Source organism: Shewanella sp. 10N.261.52.F9, from assembly GCF_041471165.1.
GTDB lineage: Bacteria > Pseudomonadota > Gammaproteobacteria > Enterobacterales > Shewanellaceae > Shewanella > Shewanella marinintestina.
This window is the reverse complement of record NZ_JBFRNX010000004.1, coordinates 97,896-122,006: the sequence shown is the minus strand read 5'-3', so window position 1 is coordinate 122,006 and position 24,111 is coordinate 97,896. Positions and strand designations below refer to the sequence as shown.

Here is a 24,111-nt window from a genome sequence, read left to right as displayed (position 1 = left end):
TGGCTCCCTTTTACAATTTCAATAATCGATTCAGTTACTGATTTAGCCGTTTAAGCTTTCATTGCTTTTTCACCGCGAGCAAGACCCACAACACCTGAACGTGAGATCTCCACAACTTTAGTAACATCCCCTAGAGCTGCAATACAAGCATCAAGCTTTTCAGTGGTACCTATGAGCTGCACGGTGTAAAGGCTTTGAGTTACGTCTACAATTTGACCGCGAAAAATATCGGCTAAGCGCTTAACTTCTTCACGATTTTCGCCGTGTGCTTTGACCTTAATTAACGCAAGCTCTCGTTCGATATGCGCAGACTCTGTGATGTTAGTGACTTTAAGAACATCAATGAGCTTATGCAGCTGTTTCTCTATTTGTTCTAACACATACTCGTCAGCATTAACTGTTACCGTTAAACGCGATAAAGTCATATCTTCGGTCGGTGCAACGGTTAATGTTTCAATGTTATATCCGCGTTGCGAAAATAGACCAACAACTCGTGATAGTGCACCGGGCTGGTTTTCAAGTAATACACATATAATCCGACGCATTAGCTTTTCTCCGTTTTGCTCAGCCACATTTCATTCATTGCGCCACCACGGATCTGCATTGGGTGAACGTGCTCAGTTTCATCTACGTGAATATCCATAAACACCAGCTTATCTTTCATATTGATGGCTTTTTTAAGGCCTTCTTCTAATTCTGCTGGGTTACTGATTGTCATTCCAACATGGCCATAGGCTTCAGATATTTTTGCAAAGTCGGGGACTGAATCCATATAGGATTGTGAATGACGGCCTGCATAAATCATATCTTGCCATTGCTTAACCATTCCTAAAAAATGATTGTTTAAGTTAATAATAATCACAGGAATATCATATTGCAGAGCCGTTGATAGTTCCTGAATATTCATTTGAATAGAGCCATCGCCGGTGACGCAAATAACAGTCTCTTCGGGCATAGCCAGTTTAACACCTAAGGCAGCAGGCAAACCAAAGCCCATGGTGCCGAGACCGCCAGAGTTTATCCAACGGCGGGGCTTATTAAACGGATAATAAAGTGCGGCAAACATTTGGTGTTGGCCCACATCAGATGCAACGTAAGCATCACCATTGGTTAGCTTATGAACTGCTTCAATGACTTGTTGTGGTTTGATTTTTTTATCATTGGTTGAGTATTTAAGACTATCAACGGCACGCCAAGTAGCGATATCGCTCCACCATTGATCGTTTGCAGCCGCATCCGTAATTTCGTAGTCGTTTGCTTCTATTTGCTTGAGCATATCATCTAAGATTTTTTCAGCAGAGCCTACTATTGGAATGTCTACTCGAATAGTTTTGGAGATCGAAGAAGGATCTATATCGATATGTAGAATTTTGGCATTCGGGCAATATTTTTCGACATTGTTGGTGGTGCGATCATCAAACCGTACCCCAATACCGAAAATTAAATCACTGTTGTGCATTGTCATATTGGCTTCATAGCAGCCATGCATGCCTAGCATTCCAACACTGTTTTTATGAGTGCCGGGGAATGCGCCTAAACCCATGAGCGTGCTAACCACAGGAATATGTAGTTTTTCAGATAAAGCGAGAATCTGTGCATCGCAAGCTGATATTACTGCGCCGCCACCAACATAAAGAACTGGCTTTTTAGCATTTAATAAAGCTTGTAAGCCACGACGAATCTGGCCTTTATGGCCCGATGTCGTTGGGTTATATGAACGCATGCTGATATCTTCTGGATATTGATAGTCATGCAAAATAGCAGGATTCATACAATCTTTAGGGATATCGATAACAACAGGGCCGGGACGGCCACTAGCTGCGATATAAAATGCTTTTTTAAGGATTGCTGGAATATCTTTAGGATCGGTGACTAAGAAACTATGTTTCACTACAGGTCGCGAAATACCAATCATATCGCACTCTTGAAACGCATCATTACCGATAAGGTTACTTGGGACTTGCCCTGAGATAACAACTAGCGGTATTGAATCCATATAAGCCGTTGCAATACCTGTGATGGTATTAGTGGCTCCAGGTCCAGACGTAACGAGTACAACACCGACTTCGCCGGTTGCACGCGCATACCCATCGGCCATATGGACTGCAGCTTGTTCATGGCGAACTAGAATATGTTCAATATTAGACTTTTCATGTAGGGCATCGTAGATATCCAGCACTGAGCCGCCTGGATAACCAAAAATATGTTTTACACCCTCATCAATAAGAGAACGGACGACCATGCTGGCGCCTGATAGCTTCTCCATAGTATTTCCTCATAAGTTACCGCGACGTATGCAGTATCTTGATACAGCGACGGTAATCGCTCTAATAATTAAGCTAAGACGGTAATCTTCGCTCACGAAATGCCAGAATAATCTTAGGAAAAATTATCGTTTGCAAAATATTGCTAGGCAAACATTCAATATGAATGTATTTTCATCATATAAAACCCAAAAGTTATTTCAAGCGATTTTAGACAAAAACTGTTCTGGTTGAAGAATATTCATTATTGAATAGGGAATAGTATATAAAAGCAGCGACAACGGTTCGGAGAACTCTGTGAATTTGGCCGATTCAGGTATTGGGGATTAAACCACTAAGCATCAGTGACTTAATGCTTAGCGGCTGGTTGCTGTCGATTATGAGTGCAGAGATTGCTTGCTTTGCTCGATGCAAAGCTCATGAGCTTATAATGATTAAGGAGCAATACTGCTTAATTGGTAATTTAGCATGTAATGTTACTCTTCGATAATCACAGCCGCTGGTTCATGCCGACTCATGAATTGACATAAACCCACGAGTATTACTGCCGACAACATTAGTGCCGAAAATGGTACCGCTGTACCAGTATAAAATAGCGCCAATAACGGACCTGCTAATGCACCAAATCCAAAGCGTAATGTACCGATAACGGCAGTTGCAGTACCGGTTTCTTTTTGAAACTTCATTAATACAATGGCGTCAGCATTTACCGACATGACTCCTAAACAAGCCATTAGTGGAAGTAACATGGCAACCGTAAACATGTAGTTGAGGCTTAATAGATTAACGGTTAACAGCGCAATACCGGCAATGGCACCAAAAAAGGTTGCTACCTTTAACATGCGTTTGGAGCCATAGCGACCAACAATCCGACTATTAACAACGTTTGCGAGCATTAATGCGCCGACGTTAGTACTAAATAGTATGGCAAAAAGTGATTTATCTAAACCGAATACTTCCATATACACAAATGGTGAAGCGGTTAGATAACAAAAGAAAGCAAAAGAAGTTAACACACCACTGGCAATGTTTAGCTTCACGCCTTTTTTGGTAAACACTGTGGCATAAGCACCAAAAAATGTTTGAGTACTGCGATTACTATTGTCTTTATCGCTCGGCATTTTAAGTTTAAGGCTGACCAAAAGTAATAATACAAACGCATAGAAAGCCAAAATAAAGAAGATTAAATGCCAGTCACCTAGCTCTAGGATTAGACTACCGATACTTGGGGCAATTAAAGGTGCCAACATCATAATCAGACTAACGTAAGACATACCTTTTGCGGTATTTTTACCGTAAAGTTCCTTGATATACCCTGGTACGACAACAGTTGCTGCTGCGCCGATAAATGCCTGAATAAATCTGATTGCTAAGAAGCTCTCTATTGTGGTGACAAAAGCTAAGCTTAAACTTGTGAACATAAAACCGCTAAGGCCGATTAGCACTAACCTTTTTCGTCCAAATCTATCGGCTAGAGGACCGAAGCACAGCATACCTAATGCGTAACCGCCTAAATATAAACTTAGCGATTGTTGCACTAAAGTAATATCGGTATTGAAGCTCGTAGCTAGGGTTGCCATTGCGGGTAGATACATATCAATGGCAAGGGGAGTGATAGCCACAATTGCAGACAGCATTGGGATCAGGAGGGCGAGGCTGGCACCAAAAGGATATTTCTGCTTGCTTTGACTATTGGGAGAATTGTTCAACGGTACCTCAACGACTAAATACTGCGACTTTTTGTAGCAATGGTGATTTAATTTGTGATTGTTACAGACGAATATTTGCGGTTATAGCAACTATATTTGCAGATAAGGTCAAATAAGCGTTTAACGGTGTTAATGCTAGATCTGTTGGTGCTTACATTGCCGACTAAACGAGGTAATGCTCTATTTAGTGAATGAAAGGAACACTGTAAATGTATTGATTATTTTCAGTGTCAGATGCAAATATATTAGCGTTTTAAACAAAATTATCAATCTTAAATCCGCGTTATTTTTAACCTATTGATGAGCAATTTGTAAGTAAAAGCGTTGGAGAGTTTAAAACGTCGAAGTGAGCCCAGAATCGGTGCTAGAGTTTTTATTCTAATTTTTGTTCATTAGTTACAACGTATTCAGGTCATATATTTTCTATTTCGAACAGCTTTGTAGCGGTCGAATCTCTCATAGACTGATTCGCTTACATTGCAAAAAAGTGAGAATCGAAGCTGTGATATTGCAGGTAAAATTTATGTACCAGTATTACGAGATTTTACGTAGCAGAGTTAGACCTATAAAGTAAAAAACTCCGCTACGCTGTAACGGAGTTTTTATTGAGTGCTTTTAAATATCATCACATTGGCAAAATGCGATTGATTTTATCTATAAAAATTAAAAGCCGCGTGGCAGTTGGCCTTTACCTGCAAGCTTTTCACGCCAAAGTTCTTTAGGTGTTTTACCTGCTTGATTACCACTGCTTTTAGCAACAGGAGCAGCTTTCTTAGCTGGCGCCTTTTTTGCTGCAGGTTTAGCCGCAACCGCTTTTTTCTCAGTTTTAGCTTCAACAGGCGTAGTTTCACCGCCAACTTCCGCTAACATCGCTTCTAAATCACTAAAGCGTAAAGACTTACCGCCATCGATTTTGTACCAGCTACCTTTCTGTTCAACTTTAACAGCTTGGCCATCACGCGCAGTAAGCGCTGCCTCAAGAGTGCTGATAACTTCTTCTTTGGTCAGTTTTGACATAATAATAACCTGTTTATTTTTGTGTGTACTTAAAGGTTTGAACTGATTTTATCGTTTAATGTACCGTAAAGTCCAATTTTAGGCGTATTTGACTGTATTTCTATGATGTTTTTAACCTTTTTAAGTAATTTGCGAGGAAAAAAACATCGATTGTTAATAACAGTAGCAAAATCCAAAGCTGGTGACTTAACTGTCTATTTACACTAACAATAGGTTAAAATACGTTTTTTGCTATTCTCGGTGGATTTATGACTCGGACCGAATTAGGCCAATATTTGGCAAATTTTTTACAACTCTCTAATTTCAAAGACTATGCGCCCAATGGCTTACAAGTTGAAGGTAAGGAAGAAATTAATACCATAGTGACAGGCGTTACAGCATGTCAGGCATTGATTGATGCTGCCATAGAGTTAAACGCTGACGCAATTTTAGTGCATCATGGCTTTTTCTGGAAAAGTGAGCCTGAAATCATTGTTGGTATGAAGCAAAAACGCATTAAGGCTTTATTAGTTAATGATATTAATTTGATGGGTTATCACTTGCCATTAGATGCTCACCCAGTTGTAGGCAACAATGCGCAGTTAGCAAAAGTGCTGGATATTGTAGAAGCTGAAGTGATTGAAGGTGTTGCTCAAGGTTTAATTTGGCAAGGTAAACTTGCTCATCCGTTAAAAGCTAAAGCTTTTAATGAATTTATTTCGCAAAAACTTAATCGAAATTGCCAACATTTAGGTGATGAAAATGCACTGGTCTCGACTGTTGCCTGGTGTACTGGTGGCGCACAGGATTATATTGATGTAGCTGCCAGTATGGGAATTGATGCTTTTATCAGTGGTGAAGTGTCTGAGCGTACATATCACTGTGCGGTTGAGCAGGGGATCCAATATTATGCAGCGGGTCATCACGCCACTGAGCTATATGGTATTCAAGCATTAGGTGAGCACTTGGCTGATAAATTTGGTGTAGAGCATCACTTTGTCGACATCGTTAACCCTGTTTAATTAGCCACTATGTGACTATGTCGAAGCAATGACCAAAATTAATAATTGTTTCAGTAATAAAAAAGCCGCTTAAATAGCGGCTTTTTTGTTTAATGTATTAAGTAAAAGGGCTTACTTCACTTTCATACCTGGCTGAGCACCTTCGTGCGGCTCCATGATCCAAAGATCTTTACCGCCAGGGCCTGCTGCCAATACCATACCTTCAGATACACCGAAACGCATTTGACGTGGCGCAAGGTTAGCGACCATAACGGTTAGCTTGCCTTCTAGATCTTCTGGCGCGTAAGCAGACTTAATACCTGCGAATACTTGCTTAGTTTCGCCGCCTAAATCTAGCTCAAGACGTAATAGCTTGTTGGCTTCTTTAACGTGTTCAGCTTTGGCGATACGTGCAATGCGCAGATCAATCTTAGCAAAATCATCAAAGCTGATCTCATCGCTAATAGGATCTTGCTCAAGCGGGCTCTTAACCTCAGCTTTAACTTCAGGCTCTGCTGTTACTTGCAAGTTTTCTGTTGATGCTTCGATAATGGCTTCAATGCTCTTCATTTCAACACGCTGCATTAATGCTTTAAACTTAGCTATCTCGTGGCCAGCCAGATCAACGTCTAGGTTGTCCCACTTAAGCTCCATTTGTAAGAAGGCTTCAACATCTTGCGCAAGCTTTGGTAATACAGGCTTTAGATAAGTCACTAATATACGGAATAAGTTAAGTGCATTACTACAAACCTGATGCGCTTCTTCTTGCTTGTCATCTTCTTTGATTAACTGCCAAGGCGCCGAATCTGCAACATATGCGTTAGCAATGTCTGCTAGCGTCATAATTTCACGCATAGCTTTGCCGTATTCACGGGTCTCATAGAAGTTAGCAATGCTTTCTTGTTTCGCTAAGAAGCTTGTTGTCAGGCTAGTGTCGTTAATCTTCGCTAGTTTGCCGTTAAAACGCTTGCTGATAAAGCCTGCTGTGCGTGATGCCAAGTTGACTAGTTTACCAACTAAATCGGAGTTAACGCGTTGCGCGAAATCTTCAAGGTTTAAATCAAGGTCGTCAATTCTGCTGCTAAGTTTAGCGGCGTAGTAATAACGAAGATACTCAGGATCTAAGTTATCAAGGTAGGTACGCGCTTTAATAAAGGTGCCTTTAGACTTTGACATCTTAGCGCCATTAACAGTGACATAGCCGTGCGCATAAACACTAGTAGGCTTACGTAGACCTGCCCCTTCAAGCATTGCTGGCCAGAACAGACTGTGGAAATAAACAATGTCCTTTCCGATGAAGTGGTAAACTTCAGCTGTTGAATCTTTGGCCCAGAAATCCTCAAAATTTAGGTCGTCGCGCTTGTCACAAAGGTTTTTAAATGAACCCATGTAGCCGATAGGGGCGTCTAGCCAAACGTAGAAAAACTTGCCCGGTGCATCTGGAATTTCAAAACCAAAGTAAGGCGCATCACGAGAGATATCCCACTGCTGCAAACCTTGCTCAAACCATTCACCTAGCTTGTTAGCCATTTCTTGTTGTAATGAACCAGAGTTGATCCACTCTTTCAACATGCCTTCAAAAGCTGGCAGATCAAAGAAGAAATGCTCAGTATCTTTCATTATTGGCGTAGCACCAGATACGGCAGACTTAGGATTGATCAAATCTGTTGTACTGTACGTCGCGCCGCAGTTATCACAGTTATCGCCATATTGATCTTCAGACTTACAGCGTGGGCAAGTACCTTTAACAAAACGGTCTGGCAGGAACATTGACTTTTCTGGGTCAAATAGCTGCGAGATAGTTTTAGTTTTGATATAACCATTGTCGCGCAGCTTGATATAGATGTCGCTAGCAAGTTGACGGTTTTCATCGCTGTGAGTGCTGTGGAAGTTGTCAAACTGAATATTGAAGTCAGCAAAGTCTTTCTCGTGTTCAGTTTGAACTTGAGCGATCATTTCTTCAGGAGTAATTCCCAACTGCTGTGCTTTAAGCATGATTGGCGTGCCGTGAGCATCGTCAGCACAGATATAATGACATTCATGTCCACGAAGCTTTTGAAAACGTGACCAGATATCGGTTTGAATATACTCCAACATATGACCTAAATGGATAGGACCATTTGCATATGGAAGGGCACTTGTGACTAGGATTTTACGTTGTGAATTTGCCATCTTTTCTCAAAATCGCTGGGAACCAAATTGGAATGGCATAGATACTAACCGATCCTATGCATAGTTTCATCAAAAGCTCGCACAAGTGGATTAAATCTAGACTAATGTTTGCCAGAATATCTGGTACAATTGCGCAAATCTTATTTAGGGGGTCTGCATTTTGTCTTCAACACATCCAAATTATCATCTTGATGATGCTCTACTCAGCCAAGTACTAGCAATTCTTGATACGTTTCAAGACACGTATCTGAACAAAAGTTTGCTTAGCGCGGGCATGGTTACAAAACTTGCTATCGAAGGCAAGCGACTGCAGCTAGGGTTATGCTACTCATACCCGTGTCAAACTCAGTATCGCGACATCGTAATGGCAGTGACCAAAGAGCTAGCGGTATTGGATGCGATTGATGAAGTAGAATGTGAAATCGATTTCCAACCTGAAACAGTATCGGCTATCAGCGCCGTTGAGCCACTGCCAAATATCAAGCAAGTCATTGCAGTTGCTTCAGGTAAAGGTGGTGTGGGTAAATCTACAACTGCAGTAAACCTAGCGCTAGCATTAGCAGCAGAAGGCGCTAGTGTAGGTATATTAGATGCCGACATTTATGGTCCATCAATCCCTATGATGTTGGGTGTTGAAGATTTCAAGCCGGTATCACCAGATGGCAAGATCATGACCTTTGCTCCGGCACACGGTATTGCAGCACAGTCGATAGGCTTTATGCTAGATGGCGATCAAGCTGCAGTATGGCGCGGCCCAATGGCGGCAGGTGCGCTAGTACAACTACTTACCGAAACTGAGTGGCCAGAACTGGATTACTTAGTGATTGATATGCCACCAGGAACTGGTGATATCCAGCTTACTTTGTCGCAAAAAGTGCCAGTAAGTGGTGCCGTAATCGTTACAACACCGCAAGATATTGCGTTGGCTGACGCTAAAAAAGGCGTGAGCATGTTCCAAAAAGTTAACATTCCTGTATTGGGTATTGTTGAAAACATGAGTTTCCACTTATGTCCTGAGTGTGGTCATAAAGATCATCCGTTTGGCGCAGAAGGTGGCCAGAAAATGGCGACTCGCTATAACGTTCCGCTACTGGGGCAATTACCGCTACAGCTTAATATCCGTGAAGATGTAGATAAAGGTACACCTACTGTTGTGGCTGACGAATCAAGTCAAGTCGCTGGTATTTATCGTGAAATCGCTAGAAAGGTCGGGGCACAGCTTGCGTTATGTCAAGCACAGCCTAAAGTATCAATTAGCATGTCTGATGACGAATAAGGTCTATTTAAATGAATTCTAAAGATTGTGTTGTAATTGGTATTGCTGGCGCGTCAGCATCGGGTAAAAGTTTAATCGCAAAAACGATTTATGAAGAGCTTTGCCGTGATTTAGGTACAGACCAAATTGGTGTGATTGCAGAAGATGCTTATTACCGTGACCAAGGTCATTTGTCTATGGACCAGCGTGTACTTACAAATTACGACCATCCAAAGGCTTTGGACCACGAGTTATTGTGCAGCCACCTACGTGAGTTAAAAGCCGGCAATGCAGTTGATGTGCCTGTATATAGTTATAACGAACATACCCGTACAGATGAGAAAGTAACACTAACTCCTAAGAAAGTGATTATTTTAGAAGGGATCTTGCTACTGACAGATCCAGCTCTTCGTAAAGAGATGGATGCGTCAGTATTTATGGATACTCCGCTAGATATCTGCTTTATGCGTCGTTTATCTCGCGATGTAGCTGAGCGCGGCAGAACAATGGAATCAGTGATGGTGCAGTATACCGAGACGGTACGCCCTATGTTCCTTCAGTTCATTGAACCATCTAAACAATACGCTGATATCATCGTGCCACGCGGTGGCAAAAACCGTATTGCTACAGATATCTTGAAAGCACGTATTCAGCATTTATTAGCGAAATAGCGCTATTAAATGAGGCATAGGGGACAAACTGCAATTAAGGGGTTAGGGAATACAGTTATTGCTGGCAGCTTTTATGGTGTCGGGGCTATTCAGGCGCCTTGGCTAAAACCTAAGCTGGCATGTGATAAAGCTGTTGACGCTGGATTGACTCAATTATGTCAGATTGCTAATTTGTTATTTCAAGCTAGTGTTCCTTATATTTATTCGAGCTCTTTAATTGATGTAAGACCCTGTGAGCTAATCACAGCCATTCGCCAAATGAATGCTGCTGAACAAAAGCATTCATTTGCGGATTTTGAGCCACTCAGACTTGCTATTGTGCGAAATTATGTGGCATTACCCGTTGATATCGTGCGTTGGCGAGATAGCCTATTCAGCAAGGAGCATTAATGGCGCAAGTTTGGGTAAATGGAGAAATCGATATAGGCGTCAGCCCTTTAGATAGAGGGCTAGCCTATGGCGACGGTTTATTCGCAACAATGCGTGTAAACCAAGGTCATATTTTATTTCTTGATGAACATATGGAGCGTCTTACTCAAGGCGCTTTTCGTTTAGGTTTTAGCTGGACACCTTCTGCTGCTCTTTACTCGCATTTAACCTCTTTAGCTCAGGCTAATCCACAGTCGTGCATTAAGTTAATCTTGTCGCGAGGCGTTGGAGGTAGAGGCTATGGTGTCGAGCTTAATCGAGTTAACCAAGCCTTTACTCAGTATGATTTATCTAGTGCAGAAAAATCAGGCTCTAAGCATGAAACTACAAGCAATAACTCACTGGATGTCACCGAAGTTATTTCATTAAGTGTATTACCTGAACACTACCAAACTTGGCAACAACAAGGCATTTGTCTTGCGCGTTCAGAAGTCCTATTAGGTAAACAGCCAAAACTTGCAGGTATAAAGCACTGTAATCGATTAGAACAAGTATTAATTAAGTCGGCCGTACTACCCCATGGTTACCAGGATTGGTTGGTGCTTGATTCAAGTAACAATATGATTGAATCATCGATGGCAAATATCTTTTTTGTTATCGAGGATAAGATTGTGACACCAAGAATAAGCCATGCAGGTGTGGCTGGTATGATGCGTGAACAATTGATTTATCAACTTTTAGGCAGAGGTTTTAAGGTAGAAATAACAGATATTGATTACGATAAGTTAAGCTCGGTGAAGCATGCTTTTATCAGTAACAGTCTTTTTGGATTAGTTGATGTAGTCGCTATCGATAGATTTACCTTCGAACGTGCGGTTTGGACATCAAGTTTAAGAGAACAGCTCAGTCTGACATTATGAAAAAAATTATAATAAGCCTATTTGCAAGTCTATTTACCTTATTAACCATTGGCGCAATGTCGCTTTATTGGGGTTATCAAATGCTGTTGGATTATGGTCAGCAGCCAATCAATGTGACCGAAGCACAAGAGCTAACCGTTAAACGAGGAACGACATTTAATCAGTTTATTTCTGTTTTAGAATCTACCGATCTTATTAAAGACGGTTGGAAACTAAAGTGGTTGGTTCGTTTAAAGCCTGAACTTGCCCATATCCGTTCCGGTTTATATGAGATTACACCGAGCGATAACATTGACAGCCTTTTAGCTAAAATCGTCGGCGGTAAAGAGAAATCGTTTGGCGTCACATTGCTAGAAGGCCAGACCGTCAAGGAGTGGCGCCAGGTATTAGCGACGCAAGATAAGCTGGTTATGCAAGCAGACGTGTTTCAACAAATCTTGCTAGATAATGGCGATGACAGTGGCTTGCCTGAAGGCAAGTTTTTTCCTGACACTTATCATTACCCCGCTGGTAGCAGCGAAAAGGCGCTGCTGAATAAAAGCTATCTAAAAATGCAGCAGGAACTTGAGCAAGCATGGCAAGGGCGTCAAGCTAACTTACCGTTAAAGTCTGCCTATGAGTTGCTTATCTTAGCGTCCATTATTGAGAAAGAGACCGGTAAAGCGAGCGAGCGTCCATGGATTGCGGCTGTCTTTGTTAATCGTTTGCGTAAAGGCATGCGTCTGCAAACTGATCCCACGGTAATTTACGGCATGGGTGACAGGTATAACGGCAATATTACTCGTAAAGATCTGCGTGAAACGACCGCATTTAATACTTACAGAATTAATGGTCTACCACCAACACCGATAGCAGCGCCAAGCTTAGCGGCAATAAAAGCTGCAGCGCATCCTGCCGATGTTGATTACTTCTATTTCGTATCGCGAAATGATGGTAGCCATGTATTTTCAAAAACACTGACCGAACATAACCGTGCAGTGAACAAATATCAGAGAAACCGATGAAAACACCAAGCGAACACTCGGCCAAGTTTATTGTCATTGAAGGACTTGAGGGCGCCGGCAAATCTAGTGCTATTGCACTAGTGAGAGATTTTATAGAAAAGCATACTGGTCAAGCTCCTATTTGTACTCGTGAGCCTGGCGGTACGCCTTTGGCGGAGCAGATGCGTGATTTAGTCAAAGTGGCAAATGAAACCGATCCATTATGTGATGAAGCCGAATGCTTGCTTTTCTATGCAGCTAGAGCGCAATTGGTTGCCAATGTGATTAAACCTGCACTTGCGAAAGGTGAGTGGGTTTTAGGTGATAGGCATAATTTGTCTTCGCTAGCATATCAGGGCGGAGGTAGAGGGCTTATGCCTCTAGTTTCAGCAATTAGTGATGCAACCTTAAAAGGTTTTAAACCTGATCTGACTTTGTATTTAGATATCGACCCTAAGCAAGGTTTAGAGCGCGCTGCACGTCGCGGCGAGCTAGATCGTATTGAGCAGCAAGAAATTGAATTCTTCGATCGCGCACGAGCAACGTTTTTAGCCTACGCAAATGCAGATGATTCAATAAAAATTATCGATGCGAGCCAGAGCATGTCTGAAGTACATAAAGATATCATTGCACTGTTACAAGAGCAGAGCTGGTAATATGGCCCAGCTTCCTTGGTTACACCAGCCTTTAGAGGCTTTTTGTTCCCTGTTAAAGACTAAACGTATAGGCCATGCTTACCTTGTGGCTATGGACATGGGTTATGGTGGTGAGCAATTAACACTAGCGCTTGCTAAATCATCATTATGTACTGCGGTTGGCTATGCTGGGAGCTGTGGATTTTGTAAATCATGTCAGCTTGTTGAAGCCAATAATCACCCCGACTTATATCGAGTTGAAGCTGATGGTGCACAGATCAAAGTGGATCAAATCCGTAGCCTTTGCCAAAAGCTAACCACTACGCCCCAGCAAGGTGGTCGCCGTGTTGCATTTATTTTAAATAGTGAGCGCTTAAATCAGGCGTCTGCTAATGCATTACTTAAAACACTGGAAGAGCCAGGTAAAGACACAATATTGTTTCTACAGGCTAATTCACCGAGTCGATTATTATCAACGATCAGTAGTCGTTGTCAAAGACTACATTTAGAAATTCCCGCTAAATCAGTAGTTAGGCAGTGGTTGCATCAAGAGTTGCAAATTAGTGAGGATGTTACTTGGTGCTTACCAGTAGTTGGTGGACCTTTAGCAGTCATTGAGGCCGTTGAAAGCGGGCGAGAGCAGGTGCTCGTATCTTACCGAAAAGCTTGGTTGCAAAGTTTGTCGTCTGGGCTGCTGTGTGATAGTTTAATAAATGTTAATGAAAAGCAAGTTTCTGATGCACTTAAAGTTTTATATCTAGTCGTGCATAGGATCTTGGTGAAAAAACAAGAAGTGGACCCTTTGACTCGAGTGGCATTAGCCAACTTTGCAGGCAAAATCATGCAAGTCGAAACACGCTTATCAGTAATGCCAACTGTTAATTCGTTAGCATTATTTGAAGGGTTAACCATTGAATATCGCCAGCTAATGAGCCAATAAACTCTATGAGTAATCTTGTCGTTAAATTTGAATCTTTACAGCAGCTTTATCGTGCCTATATGCCTTTTATCAAGCCTATGGGAATGTTTGTTACAAGCGCAGAAAGCTTTAATCTTGGACAAGAAATAAATGTGTCTTACTTATTGCCAAATAGCAGTGAAAGGCATGAATTTACCGGTTCTGTAGTTTGGATTAACCCTATGGGCGCGTCTGGCGGCCGTCCTGCAGGTATTGGAGTTAAAGTGTTGACCGATCCAGACTTTCATAAACACCATATTGAACAGATGCTTTCACATGAGCTTGCCTCCGGGGATTTGACCTGCACTATGTAGCTGGGTAGACTTGCAGTCCTTTTTGCTGTTTGTTGGGTTTTCTCAGTGCTTATCGATTCACATTGTCATTTAGACCGTCTTAAAACCGCGCCAGATCAGGCCTCACTTCAAGAAATTATTGCTGCTGCTAAAGCACGTGATATTGCATATTTTTTATGTGTAAACGTTCGTCAGCAAGGATTTGCTGATATGAAGCAGAAAATGGCGCCATTCAATGAAGTCTTTTTATCTGCGGGAGTACACCCTTTAGATGTCCAAGACGGTCTTAATATTGAAGAAGTTGAACAGTTTGCTCGTGATGAGAAAGTTATCGCGATTGGCGAAACGGGTCTTGATTATTTTTATGCGAAGGAAACTAAAGCATTACAACAGCAATGTTTTGAGCAGCAGATAGATCTGGCTGTTAAAGTGAAAAAGCCATTAATCATCCATACTCGTGACGCGCGAGAAGATACGATTAACTTTTTAAAGCGTGGTAATGCGGAAAGTGTTGGTGGTGTATTGCATTGCTTCACGGAAAGCTGGGAAATGGCCAAAGAAGCGCTCGATCTTGGTTTTTATATCTCAGTGTCAGGAATCGTCACATTTAAGAACGCCGGCGATTTACGCAACGTGATCAGAAAAGTTCCTAAGGATCGTCTACTCGTTGAAACAGACTCACCGTATTTAGCACCTGTACCGCATCGTGGTAAGGAAAATCAACCGGCTTTTGTGCGTGATGTAGCAGAGTTTGTTGCTGAGTTACGAGGAGAAAAGTACCCAGAACTTGCACAGTACACGACTGAGAATTTTTTCAACTTATTTAAAGATGCGGCTCGTTTAACGGGTCGTTAGTACTTGCTAGAGCCAAATTAGAGACAAAAAAAGACCCAAAACTATTCCAATTGTTCTGGGTCTAGGGGAATGGCTCACTAGGAGCCGTGCGCTACTGTTGATACCGCATAGGTAAAATTTTACAGCTGCTTAGTTCGGTAATCTTTAGTTATTCTGAGCAGCTAGTCTTAAACTGATGTTATACAGTGTAGACCAGCTTTTTTATTTGTGGGTGGTTATTTTTGTGTCAACATCATCCAAATGTAACTTTTTATGTATTTATGCACTAAAGTTTTATAGGTAAAGGGCTATCTTATCTTTAACTAAGTCTCTAGGGAGGTTGTTTTTTAATTTATTACCTAAGTGCTTTGCAACCCCAAGTGGATTCGCTGCATAACTGACAATTACTTCACCCTGTGGTTTTACTCTTTCAGCAAGGCTAATATCACGTCCCATCAAAAACTCTTTTGCCTGCTCATCGCTAAGTTCTATTTGGGTTGGAGACGATAAAGCTAAGATCGCTTCGTGGCGAACTTTATAGCCTTTTTTCAATGCATCCGCGAGTTTGATCCCAATCCGTTGGAAGCGCATTTTTCCAATAAGCGGCAATACAGCTTGAGGGAATAACCAAAACTCGAGATCTCGCTCCATTATCTGCGCATCATCAGGTATATCGATATTGAAAGTCTCTTTAAAATACAGCACAAGTTCTGCAACTTGTTTTGCTTTCGCGGCAGTAAATGGGAAGTTCTTTTGTTTTCTTGGTTCATCTTGTTGGCGTTCAACCTTTGAAACCTTGTTTATTTTTGCGACAAAAAAACCTTCACTATCATAAATTTGTGGCCAAACGTGTAAGAACCCCTCTTTTGTACAGGCCTTTTCTGCATTGGGGAATAGCTTCTCTAAACTAGCAAACTCTACAGCATTACCGAAAGTTGTTTTTAAGTGGTTACAGACGTCTTGGTTTTCTTGGCGACTTAGTGCACAAGTTGAATAAACCATGTTTCCGCCAACCTTTAATGCTAAAAATGCCGATTCAATCAATGCTTTCTGGGTTGCAACTATGCCTTTATTCTCATTGTTATCCCAATTTTTCAGTGCGTCAGGGTCTTTGCGGATAGTACCTTCACCACTACAAGGTGCATCTAACAAAATTGAATCAAAGGTTTCAAAAAGATATTCACCAAACACTCTTGCATCGAAGTGAGTAAGAGCGCAGTTTGCGACACCCATTCTGGCTATATTGGCATGGAGTACTTTGACACGGCTAGCAGAATATTCATTAGCCACTAACAAACCTTTGTTTTGCATTAGCCCTGCAATTTGAGTTGTTTTAGAGCCAGGGGCTGATGCCATATCAAGTACTACAGTATCTGTTTGTACTTTTATATTTTGGCTATTTTCATTTTTAAACAATGCGGTTGGCGGCAGCATCGAACTCGCTTCTTGGATGTAAAACAAGCCTTGCAAGTGCTCTATCGTGTTGCCAAGTTGAATCTTCTGGCTATTGGTGATCCAAAAACCTTCTGCACACCAAGGTATAGAGTCAAACTGCCAACCTTTTGGTGTCATTAGTTCGATAAAATCAGTGACGCTAATTTTTAAAGTATTCACCCGAATAGAAAGACGCAGTGGCTGATTGCTATAAGCAATAAAGTCTTCCATAGAAAGGTGATCTGGGAGTTCGCGTTCGATACTGTCGATAAAATTCTGATTAAAATGAGCCATATGTCGAAGATAATGCGGTAAAGTATCAGGATTATAACAGATTAAAAGAGATTAACTGCGTGCTAAATAAGATCTGGTTTGGCTTTTTTGCTACCGCATTAGTGGCGATATTGGCCCAAGTGCTGACAGGCCATACCGAAGTGCTTTCATCAAGCGTTAGTGCAATTTTTTCGAGCTCTAAACTAGCGGCTGAGATTGCACTTGGTTTAGTGGGAGTTCTTTCTTTGTGGATGGGCTTAATGCGAGTTGGGGAAAAAGCTGGTGTCGTTGCTTTATTTTCAAGATTGTTTGAACCGTTATTATCTAAATTAATGCCTGAAGTACCAAGAGGCCATCCCGCATACGGTAGTGTGACCATGAATCTAACTGCAAATATGTTGGGGTTAGATAATGCTGCGACGCCCTTAGGGCTAAAAGCAATGCAAGATCTACAAACGTTAAACCCAAATAAACACGTAGCAACTAATGCGCAGATCTTATTTTTAGTGCTTAACACCTCTTCGATAACTTTAGTCCCTGTCACGGTGTTTTTATATCGCGCTCAACAAGGTGCAGCAGCACCAGCAGATATCTTTTTACCTATATTGTTAGCGACAACAGCATCAACTTTGGCTGGGCTAACGATAGTTGCACTCGTGCAACGGTTATCACTATTTAACGCTGTAGTTTTGGGCTATGCCGGCGTTATATTATCTTCGATTATTGGCCTGGTCTTTTATCTCAGTACTCTCACTGTGACCGTAATAGGCGAGGTGAGTACCGCACTCGGTAACGGGATCTTGCTGCTGCTTATCTTTAGTTTTGTTTTAGTTGCAGGCGTTCGTAAAGTGGCCGTTTATGATGAGTTTATTGAAGGGGCTAAGGAGGGCTTTTCACAATCAATTAAACTCATTCCGTATTTATTGGCAATGCTGTTAGCTATAGCATTATTAAGAGCATCAGGTGCTTTAGATTATTTACTGCAATTGATCGCTAGCGTGGTTGCTGTAGCAGGTGGTGATGTGCGTTTTGTAGATGCTATGCCTACCGCGATTATGAAACCTTTTAGTGGTTCAGGCGCACGAGCTATGATGTTAGAAACCATGCAACACTATGGGGTAGATTCTTTTGCCGGCCGATTAGCAGCCATATTGCAAGGTAGTACAGAAACCACATTTTATGTATTGGCGGTATATTTTGGTGCGGTTGGGATCCGTAATGGACGTCACGCATTGGCTTGTGGTTTATTTGCGGACTTAGCGGGAATTATTGCTGCAATACTTGTTTGTTATCAATTCTATGGTTAATCGCCTGCACTTGGTAATTGTCAATTAACATTGCTCTATAACGTCAACTGCTTGAATTTCGAACACAATACGAGGCTTCCTAAGGTACGCGAATTATTTGAATGGTTATATTCATGACTGATATGGGATTAGTGGATAATTTACCGTTTTAGAAAGGCACATAAAAAACGAGGCATTTGCCTCGTTTTTTATGTTTTGATTAACAGCCGTTTTAACTGGAACTCATTAGTTTTGACTTGTTTGTATAGGAGACCAATTCAACCAAGCAGGATCGATTTCACTATTTAATATAAAAGTCTGCTTGCTAGTAAGCTCATTGGTTGAAGTGGTTGTCGCTTGTGTTGCTACTGCAATCCCGCCTGCTAATATAGTTTCTAAAGAGCCTGTTTCTATCTGCGCTCCAGAGAAAATTCCGACGTCGACCTTCACTCCTGAAAGATCCCAAAACACGCTAGTCTGATTGATTAGATGCTTATATTTATTTTCTACATGAGCTTGCATCAACACTCCTGTACCTTGCTGTGATAGCTCGTATGCATCAACTTGACCGATTTTTATACCTCTAAAAAATATTCCTGTACCGGACTTTATTGAGCCTAGTGAGCTATCTGATAAAGTAAATCTCAGTTCATTTGCTTGGGTATAAACAGGCTTTTCAATCGTACCGATAAACTCTGATGAAGTTGTTACACTATGTCCTGGGTAGACTTCTATGTAAGGGCCGCTAATTAAGGTCTCTGGTGCAGTTATTCCCGCAAGCGAGATATCGGCAGTAACAACAGAGTATGCTGCATCTTGTTGGACAAAATTAGCTGCGTACTCCCCATATAAGTATGCGTTAACGTTCAATTTATTAAGGTCTGCACCCAAGGTTACAGTTTCTACTTCACCGACTTTATGCCCTAGATATCTGATAGGTGCTTTGCTTGTTAATTGTACCGTTGCTGGGAAGGTAAGCTTAATTGGCTTGGCTTGACTCATCGCTAATAACTTAGACTCATATAGGCTGGTTGAGTTAACGACTTTGCCTTGCTCAAGTAATCCCAAACTGATGCCACCTTTTAGTGCACCCATCAAAGGAGCGACTTCCACTTCAACACCACTTAAACTCGCGTTAATTGATAGCGCGCTATTACGCCAAAATACAGTTTGCTCGTTAAGCAGACTTTTAAAGGTACGTTCTATGGCAATATCAATAGCAAAGTTGTTCTCAGCGGCTTGCCATTGTACTGAAGTGACTTCACCTATTTGCATTTTCTTATAATAAATTGGCGAGCCAGCAACGAGATCCGCAGCGTCTTGGTTAATTAAGCGTTTTTTGATTAAATGCTGTTTGCTATAAAACACCTTGGCATCTTCACTGCTAGCAAATACGTATAGTGAGTCGCCGTCAGTCGCAAGGGCTTTATTTGTTCCTCTAACTAAGCTTAATGCACCATTTGTTAGTGTATTAAAATCGTTCGTTTTTACCTTTACACCATCTAAGTTTGCATCGATTTTTAATGCCGACTCTGCAATGAAATGGCTATTTTTACTAACTAACTCGGCAAAATCTGCAGCGATTTCGACTTGATATTCAACCTGAGTAAAAGCATCGTTTAATTTTGCGCTCAGTACTTGACCAATCTTTATTTGCTTATAGCGAATTTCTGCTCCAGCACTAACTCCTGGATTAGAATCTGAATGCAAAGTTACCAGTAATTTGCTGATATTTTTGGGCTCTGGTGCTTGAGTCAATAGTTGATATTGTTGTTTAGCTGGGCCTGAACCTGGAACAAAGTTTATAACATTGCCAGTAATCAAACGTTCTGGATGTTTGATACCTGATAGCGAAATATCAGCGCCTTCGAGCCAAAAGTTTGCACTTTCAGTCAAGAGTTCTTGATACATGCTATCGATTTTAGCGGCTAATAAGATGCCATTATCACTTAAAGATTTTTTGGTTACTTGGCCAATCTGTATGCCACGATATACAATCGAAGTATTTTGAGATACAGATTCGCTTCCGTTAGCGATTAGCTCAAATTGAGTGCCACCTAGCGCGTCATCTTCACTATCATATAGTGCAAACTCATGATTGTTTTGAGCAAGTGTTGAACCGCTATTAGAGCTAAAGCTAATACCGCCAGCCAGGAGCGACGCTAAACTCTCGCTGCTAACTTTAATTCCTGATAATGAAGCATCAACACTAATACCTGATACATTCCAAAATTGTGAATCGATTTTCACAAGCTCTGCATATTGCTGTTGGATAAAGGCGGTAACTAGGATCTGCTCGGCATTCTCAAGATGATAACCAACAATTTGGCCAACTGGGATTTGTCGATAAAATACTGGCGAACCCACATCTAAGGAGCCTAATTTATCTGAGGTAATATTAACTATTAGGCCTTCTACGCCCGGGGTAATGACTGGCGCTTTAGTCTCGGCTTCAAAGTAGGTTTCTGACTTTCCTTCACCGGGTAAAATACTGATGTAATTGCCCGAAAAAAGCGTATCTAAGCCTTCAACACCAGTAATCGTGGCTTTGGGTTTGACCAACCAAAACTTTGTACCTTGATTAATAAAAGGCTCTGAACGATAGTCCATAATCACTTTTACATCGACGCCCTGTAGTTGGTCGTCAATACTCATATCAACCACTTTACCAACAGTTAACCCTTGGTATTTTACTAAGGTTTTACCTATGTCCATACCCGTAGCACTAGGGAAATGGATTGTGACTTCAATACCTGACTCACGAATGCTTTTGACACCGAGCCAAGCACCGAGTGCCAGTGCAATAATAGGTAATAACCAAATCGGTGAAAATAGTTTTTTCTTGACGATTTTAGGTGTTTGTACTTGAGTCATTTTTTGCTTCCAATCTATCCCAGAGTAAACGGGTATCTATGACTTTTGCAGCGAGCTGCGTGAGTAAAATTACTAAGGCAAACGCTGTTGCAGCTGGGGCAGGTTTTGCATCTAACAATTGTCCCATATTAACCACTGCAACAGTCAGTGAGATCACAAAAAGGTCGAGCATTGACCAGCGTCCAATCCATTCAATAATATGAAAACCAGTCATTAACTTCTTTTTTGAAATAGGTAATTTAAAGGTAATTGCTGATAAATAAATGGTTAAACCAACAATTTTTAAAATTGGTACCAAGATACTCGCAGTAAATAAAATGATGGCAATAGGGATCATATCAGTTTTAACTAAGTGGGCGATCCCTGAAAAAATGGTGTCTTGTGTTACACGACCTTGATTAGTCAATGTCGTTATTGGATAGATATTAGCTGGAATGAGTAGGACTGCAGCAGTGATGAGTAGTGCCCAGCTTTTTTGCACACTGGCGTAGTCACGAATAATTAATGGTGCATCACAGCGACTGCATGTCCTAGATTTGCAACAAGTCACCTTATTACACGTTTTGCATAAGGTTAAACCAATGTCTTTTCCCAACGGGCCGCCACTATTTATGCTCATCAAGAAAACTCCACATGTGTTCCAAGTCGTATTCCCGCATTAAAAACAGCGTCATAATAAATAGCATAGTAAAACAGAACGTACCGAAGCCAAAAGATACTGTCGCGAAGTCGGCCAAATTGAAAGCTGCGACTAAAAAACTGATAACGTAAATTTCAAGCATTGTAAGCTGGGTTAACAATCCTTGCATTTTTAATAATTGTTTTAAGGTTGTTCTTAACATCATTGACGTTAGTCCGAACTTGATAATGAGGATCTGACTTAATATAGAGATTAATAATAACCCTGGTGCAACAACGGCCGAGATTAAAACAGCTACTCCAACGAGCCAGTAACCTTGGTAGTAAACGGCTAATGCGCCTTCTAACACGGTCGTGGTTCTCATGCTGCCGAGAAATTCAAGTTCCAACACGGGATATAAATTAGCAGGTGCAAAAAAGAATACGGCAGTTAAACATAGAGCTAGCATACCGTTTATAGAGCAATAAGGAGTATCGTAAAGCGGGGTATGGCAACGAGGGCATAGCGCACGCACACCGCTAGGCAATGCACGCTTCCTAATCACAAGATCACACGATTGACATAATGTAATACTACAATCTTCGGTTTCCATTCCCATCCGTTTTGTATTCAAGTGGACAATACCTACGTTGATTTCAATGCAAATCATGGCTTTTGACACGTATGCTTTTGAAAATATTGAGCCATTAACCACAGAAGTTTATCAGATAATCAAGAAAACTTGCATAAGAAGTTCAATCTATGAGACTCTTTACTGTATATAAAAACAGTGTGAGGTTGGATATGGCCGTTGTAACTCAATTTGTAGTGGTTAGAGAAGGGGTTGAAAAGATGACTTTTACATCTAAAAAGGAGGCTGATGCCTACGATAAGATGCTAGATATCGCTGACAATCTGATTCCATTTTTATCTAAAAGTGAACTTGACTTAGCAGAGAACGATATTGAAAAGTTAGGTTTTTTCCTTGCTCAACATAAAGATGATTTACAAGTTTTGTTAAAAGGTGGTTCGTTAGATAAAAAAGTGACGCCTAAAAAAACACCAAAAAAAACCGAGAATAAAGAGCCTAAATAAAACCGCTTGAACAAATGACTCTGTTTGTTGTTAGAATGCTGCAATTATATTTTAGCTTTAGATGAACTTGTTGGGGATTGTTAAAGGTGAATGATTTTTACGATACGTTGAATAGACAGGTCCAGGCGTTGTTCGAAGGTGAAGATGACATCGTTGCGGCGCTTGCTAATTTTTCAGCATTATTAAATGACAATATGACAGATCTAAATTGGGTCGGTTTCTATTTATTGAAAAATGATCAATTGGTACTCGGGCCGTTCCAAGGTAAAGTGGCTTGCACGCGTATTCCTATTGGAAAAGGCGTGTGTGGAACAGCGGTCGCTATGAATATCAGCCAGCGAATAGATGATGTTCACCAGTTTGAAGGTCATATAGCATGTGACAGTGCAAGCAATTCGGAGTTGGTTGTACCGCTAAGAAAAAATGGAACTGTTATTGGCGTGCTCGATATTGATAGCCCATCGTTATCAAGATTCAGCGAAATTGATCAACAAGGCGTCGAAACTTTGGTTAAAAGTCTCGAAATCTGCCTATTTGGTTAAACTACGACCAATTATCGCTAATTGTAGGTCGCAATCATTTGAAGCCTCTCTATAATAAGCGGTTTGAGTAATGAAAAAACTAAACACTGACAATTCAGCAAATGAATGCATGGAGTTTAGGCTTTTATGTTGCTAAGGTAGGTTTGGTTTTAGAGTGTAAAAACAAATGTTAACGATTTTTCATTTGTGCTTTTAGCTCTGATCAGACAAATATAAACGACACATAAACTGAACTCAGCGATAGTGCTTATCAGTGGTGTCCCTTTTTTAAACTGTGGAAGTAAAGATGGAATCAACAGAAAAGTTGACCGATACCAACGCTATTCTTGCGTATTTGTACGAAACATTTCCTTTATGCTTTATAGCTGAAGGCGAAACTAAGCCATTAAAAATTGGTTTGTTTCAAGATTTAGCGGAAAGGTTAGCTGATGATTCTAAAGTCAGTAAAACTCAGCTGAGAATCGCATTAAGAAGATACACTAGCAGCTGGCGTTATTTAAAGTGCGTGAAAGCAGGCGCACAACGTATCGATTTAGATGGCAACGAATGTGGTGAATTAGAGCAAGAGCACATTGACCACGCGGCAGCTACACTAAAAGAAAGCCAAGATAAAGCGAAGGCTAAACGTCTTGCTCAAGCTAAGACTGCAAATCCAACAGCTAAAGCTGCTAAAAAACCAGCTAAGAAGCCTGTTGCTAAACGTCCTAAGCCTGCAGCAAGCAGCAAGCCTGCTAAAGAAGCGGTAGTGGCAGAGAACTTAACACCTGCAGTATTAGCTGAATTAAAAGCCAATCAGCGTGTTAACGTTAAGTTAGGTAAGGCACCAGTTGCTGGTGTGATTTTGGACATTAAGAAAGAAGATGTTCAGGTTCAACTAGACTCTGGTTTAACCATCAAAGTTAGAGTTGAGCACATACTGCTGTAATGG

23 protein-coding genes are annotated in these 24,111 nt (G+C 41.1%); 14 read left to right on the top strand and 9 right to left on the bottom strand.

From position 1 onward, the window contains the following. Positions 1–50 precede the first annotated feature (50 nt). The 4 genes from ilvN to AB4298_RS03455 form a co-directional block, all read right to left on the bottom strand. Positions 51–545: an acetolactate synthase small subunit gene (ilvN, locus tag AB4298_RS03470; RefSeq protein WP_371985753.1), complete on the bottom strand. Its 495-nt coding sequence runs from the start codon at positions 543–545 to the stop codon at positions 51–53. After that, the gene (locus tag AB4298_RS03465) at positions 545–2,266 is read right to left on the bottom strand and encodes an acetolactate synthase 3 large subunit (RefSeq protein ID WP_248998456.1); all 1,722 of its coding nucleotides are present in this window, start codon (positions 2,264–2,266) and stop codon (positions 545–547) included. The genes ilvN and AB4298_RS03465 overlap by 1 nt, the downstream gene beginning before the upstream one ends. A 474-nt stretch (positions 2,267–2,740) precedes the next feature. Next, on the bottom strand, positions 2,741–3,973 hold the full coding sequence (locus AB4298_RS03460; RefSeq protein ID WP_248998457.1) for a multidrug effflux MFS transporter: 1,233 nt from the start codon (positions 3,971–3,973) through the stop codon (positions 2,741–2,743). 663 nt (positions 3,974–4,636) lie between these two features. Beyond that, entirely contained in the window at positions 4,637–4,990 is a 354-nt protein-coding gene (locus AB4298_RS03455) for a hypothetical protein (RefSeq protein ID WP_248998458.1), read from the bottom strand. Between the two features lie 248 nt (positions 4,991–5,238). Here AB4298_RS03455 and AB4298_RS03450 point away from each other — a divergent pair, with 248 nt between their 5' ends. Further along, on the top strand, positions 5,239–5,991 hold the full coding sequence (locus AB4298_RS03450; protein ID WP_371985752.1) for a Nif3-like dinuclear metal center hexameric protein: 753 nt from the start codon (positions 5,239–5,241) through the stop codon (positions 5,989–5,991). A gap of 111 nt (positions 5,992–6,102) precedes the next feature. Here the strand turns inward: AB4298_RS03450 and metG are convergent, their stop codons facing one another. Further along, positions 6,103–8,142 carry a methionine--tRNA ligase gene (gene metG, locus AB4298_RS03445; RefSeq protein ID WP_371985751.1) on the bottom strand — a complete coding sequence of 680 codons (2,040 nt, stop codon included), beginning with the start codon at positions 8,140–8,142 and terminating at the stop codon, positions 6,103–6,105. Between the two features lie 160 nt (positions 8,143–8,302). On the opposite strand from metG, the gene apbC reads away from it, so the two are divergent. From apbC to AB4298_RS03400, 9 genes are read left to right on the top strand one after another with little or no spacing between them, the layout of a single operon-like run. Next, positions 8,303–9,418 (top strand): iron-sulfur cluster carrier protein ApbC, encoded by a 1,116-nt coding sequence (gene apbC / locus AB4298_RS03440; protein WP_371985750.1) that lies wholly within the window; start codon positions 8,303–8,305, stop codon positions 9,416–9,418. 11 nt (positions 9,419–9,429) lie between these two features. Next, entirely contained in the window at positions 9,430–10,068 is a 639-nt protein-coding gene (gene udk / locus AB4298_RS03435; protein WP_220781787.1) for a uridine kinase, read from the top strand. Positions 10,069–10,077: 9 nt separating this feature from the next. After that, the gene (locus tag AB4298_RS03430) at positions 10,078–10,458 is read left to right on the top strand and encodes a hypothetical protein (protein ID WP_371985749.1); all 381 of its coding nucleotides are present in this window, start codon (positions 10,078–10,080) and stop codon (positions 10,456–10,458) included. Further along, positions 10,458–11,357, top strand: coding sequence for an aminodeoxychorismate lyase (gene pabC, locus AB4298_RS03425; RefSeq protein ID WP_371985748.1), 900 nt, complete (start codon positions 10,458–10,460; stop codon positions 11,355–11,357). Before AB4298_RS03430 ends, pabC begins: the two co-directional genes overlap by 1 nt. Next, positions 11,354–12,361, top strand: coding sequence for an endolytic transglycosylase MltG (gene mltG / locus AB4298_RS03420; protein ID WP_248998465.1), 1,008 nt, complete (start codon positions 11,354–11,356; stop codon positions 12,359–12,361). The genes pabC and mltG overlap by 4 nt, the downstream gene beginning before the upstream one ends. Next, positions 12,358–12,996 carry a dTMP kinase gene (tmk, locus tag AB4298_RS03415; RefSeq protein WP_248998466.1) on the top strand — a complete coding sequence of 213 codons (639 nt, stop codon included), beginning with the start codon at positions 12,358–12,360 and terminating at the stop codon, positions 12,994–12,996. Before mltG ends, tmk begins: the two co-directional genes overlap by 4 nt. A gap of 1 nt (position 12,997) precedes the next feature. Then, positions 12,998–13,915, top strand: coding sequence for a DNA polymerase III subunit delta' (gene holB, locus AB4298_RS03410; protein ID WP_371985747.1), 918 nt, complete (start codon positions 12,998–13,000; stop codon positions 13,913–13,915). Positions 13,916–13,920: 5 nt separating this feature from the next. Next, on the top strand, positions 13,921–14,247 hold the full coding sequence (locus AB4298_RS03405) for a PilZ domain-containing protein (protein WP_248998468.1): 327 nt from the start codon (positions 13,921–13,923) through the stop codon (positions 14,245–14,247). A 45-nt stretch (positions 14,248–14,292) separates the two neighbouring features. Beyond that, complete coding sequence (locus AB4298_RS03400) at positions 14,293–15,081, top strand: TatD family hydrolase (RefSeq protein ID WP_371985746.1); 789 nt, start codon at positions 14,293–14,295, stop codon at positions 15,079–15,081. A 273-nt stretch (positions 15,082–15,354) separates the two neighbouring features. Here AB4298_RS03400 and rsmF read toward each other — a convergent pair whose 3' ends face one another. Next, a complete protein-coding gene (gene rsmF / locus AB4298_RS03395; RefSeq protein WP_371985745.1) occupies positions 15,355–16,788 on the bottom strand; it encodes a 16S rRNA (cytosine(1407)-C(5))-methyltransferase RsmF in 1,434 nt (477 codons plus the stop codon). 59 nt (positions 16,789–16,847) lie between these two features. On the opposite strand from rsmF, the gene AB4298_RS03390 reads away from it, so the two are divergent. Next, a complete protein-coding gene (locus tag AB4298_RS03390) occupies positions 16,848–18,074 on the top strand; it encodes a spore maturation protein (RefSeq protein ID WP_371985744.1) in 1,227 nt (408 codons plus the stop codon). 225 nt (positions 18,075–18,299) lie between these two features. Here the strand turns inward: AB4298_RS03390 and AB4298_RS03385 are convergent, their stop codons facing one another. From AB4298_RS03385 to AB4298_RS03375, 3 genes are read right to left on the bottom strand one after another with little or no spacing between them, the layout of a single operon-like run. Then, the gene (locus tag AB4298_RS03385) at positions 18,300–20,927 is read right to left on the bottom strand and encodes a PqiB family protein (RefSeq protein WP_371985743.1); all 2,628 of its coding nucleotides are present in this window, start codon (positions 20,925–20,927) and stop codon (positions 18,300–18,302) included. After that, positions 20,905–21,546: a paraquat-inducible protein A gene (locus AB4298_RS03380; protein WP_248998473.1), complete on the bottom strand. Its 642-nt coding sequence runs from the start codon at positions 21,544–21,546 to the stop codon at positions 20,905–20,907. Before AB4298_RS03380 ends, AB4298_RS03385 begins: the two co-directional genes overlap by 23 nt. Further along, positions 21,533–22,165, bottom strand: coding sequence for a paraquat-inducible protein A (locus tag AB4298_RS03375; protein WP_248998547.1), 633 nt, complete (start codon positions 22,163–22,165; stop codon positions 21,533–21,535). Before AB4298_RS03375 ends, AB4298_RS03380 begins: the two co-directional genes overlap by 14 nt. Before the next feature lie 185 nt (positions 22,166–22,350). Between AB4298_RS03375 and AB4298_RS03370 the strand changes: the two genes are divergently transcribed. The 3 genes from AB4298_RS03370 (at position 22,351) to proQ (ending at position 24,108) form a co-directional block, all read left to right on the top strand. Next, complete coding sequence (locus AB4298_RS03370) at positions 22,351–22,641, top strand: YebG family protein (protein WP_248998548.1); 291 nt, start codon at positions 22,351–22,353, stop codon at positions 22,639–22,641. A gap of 86 nt (positions 22,642–22,727) precedes the next feature. Then, a complete protein-coding gene (msrC, locus tag AB4298_RS03365; RefSeq protein WP_346347777.1) occupies positions 22,728–23,183 on the top strand; it encodes a free L-methionine (R)-S-oxide reductase MsrC in 456 nt (151 codons plus the stop codon). Between the two features lie 286 nt (positions 23,184–23,469). Then, positions 23,470–24,108, top strand: coding sequence for an RNA chaperone ProQ (proQ, locus tag AB4298_RS03360; RefSeq protein ID WP_248998475.1), 639 nt, complete (start codon positions 23,470–23,472; stop codon positions 24,106–24,108). The last annotated feature ends 3 nt before the right edge of the window (positions 24,109–24,111 follow it).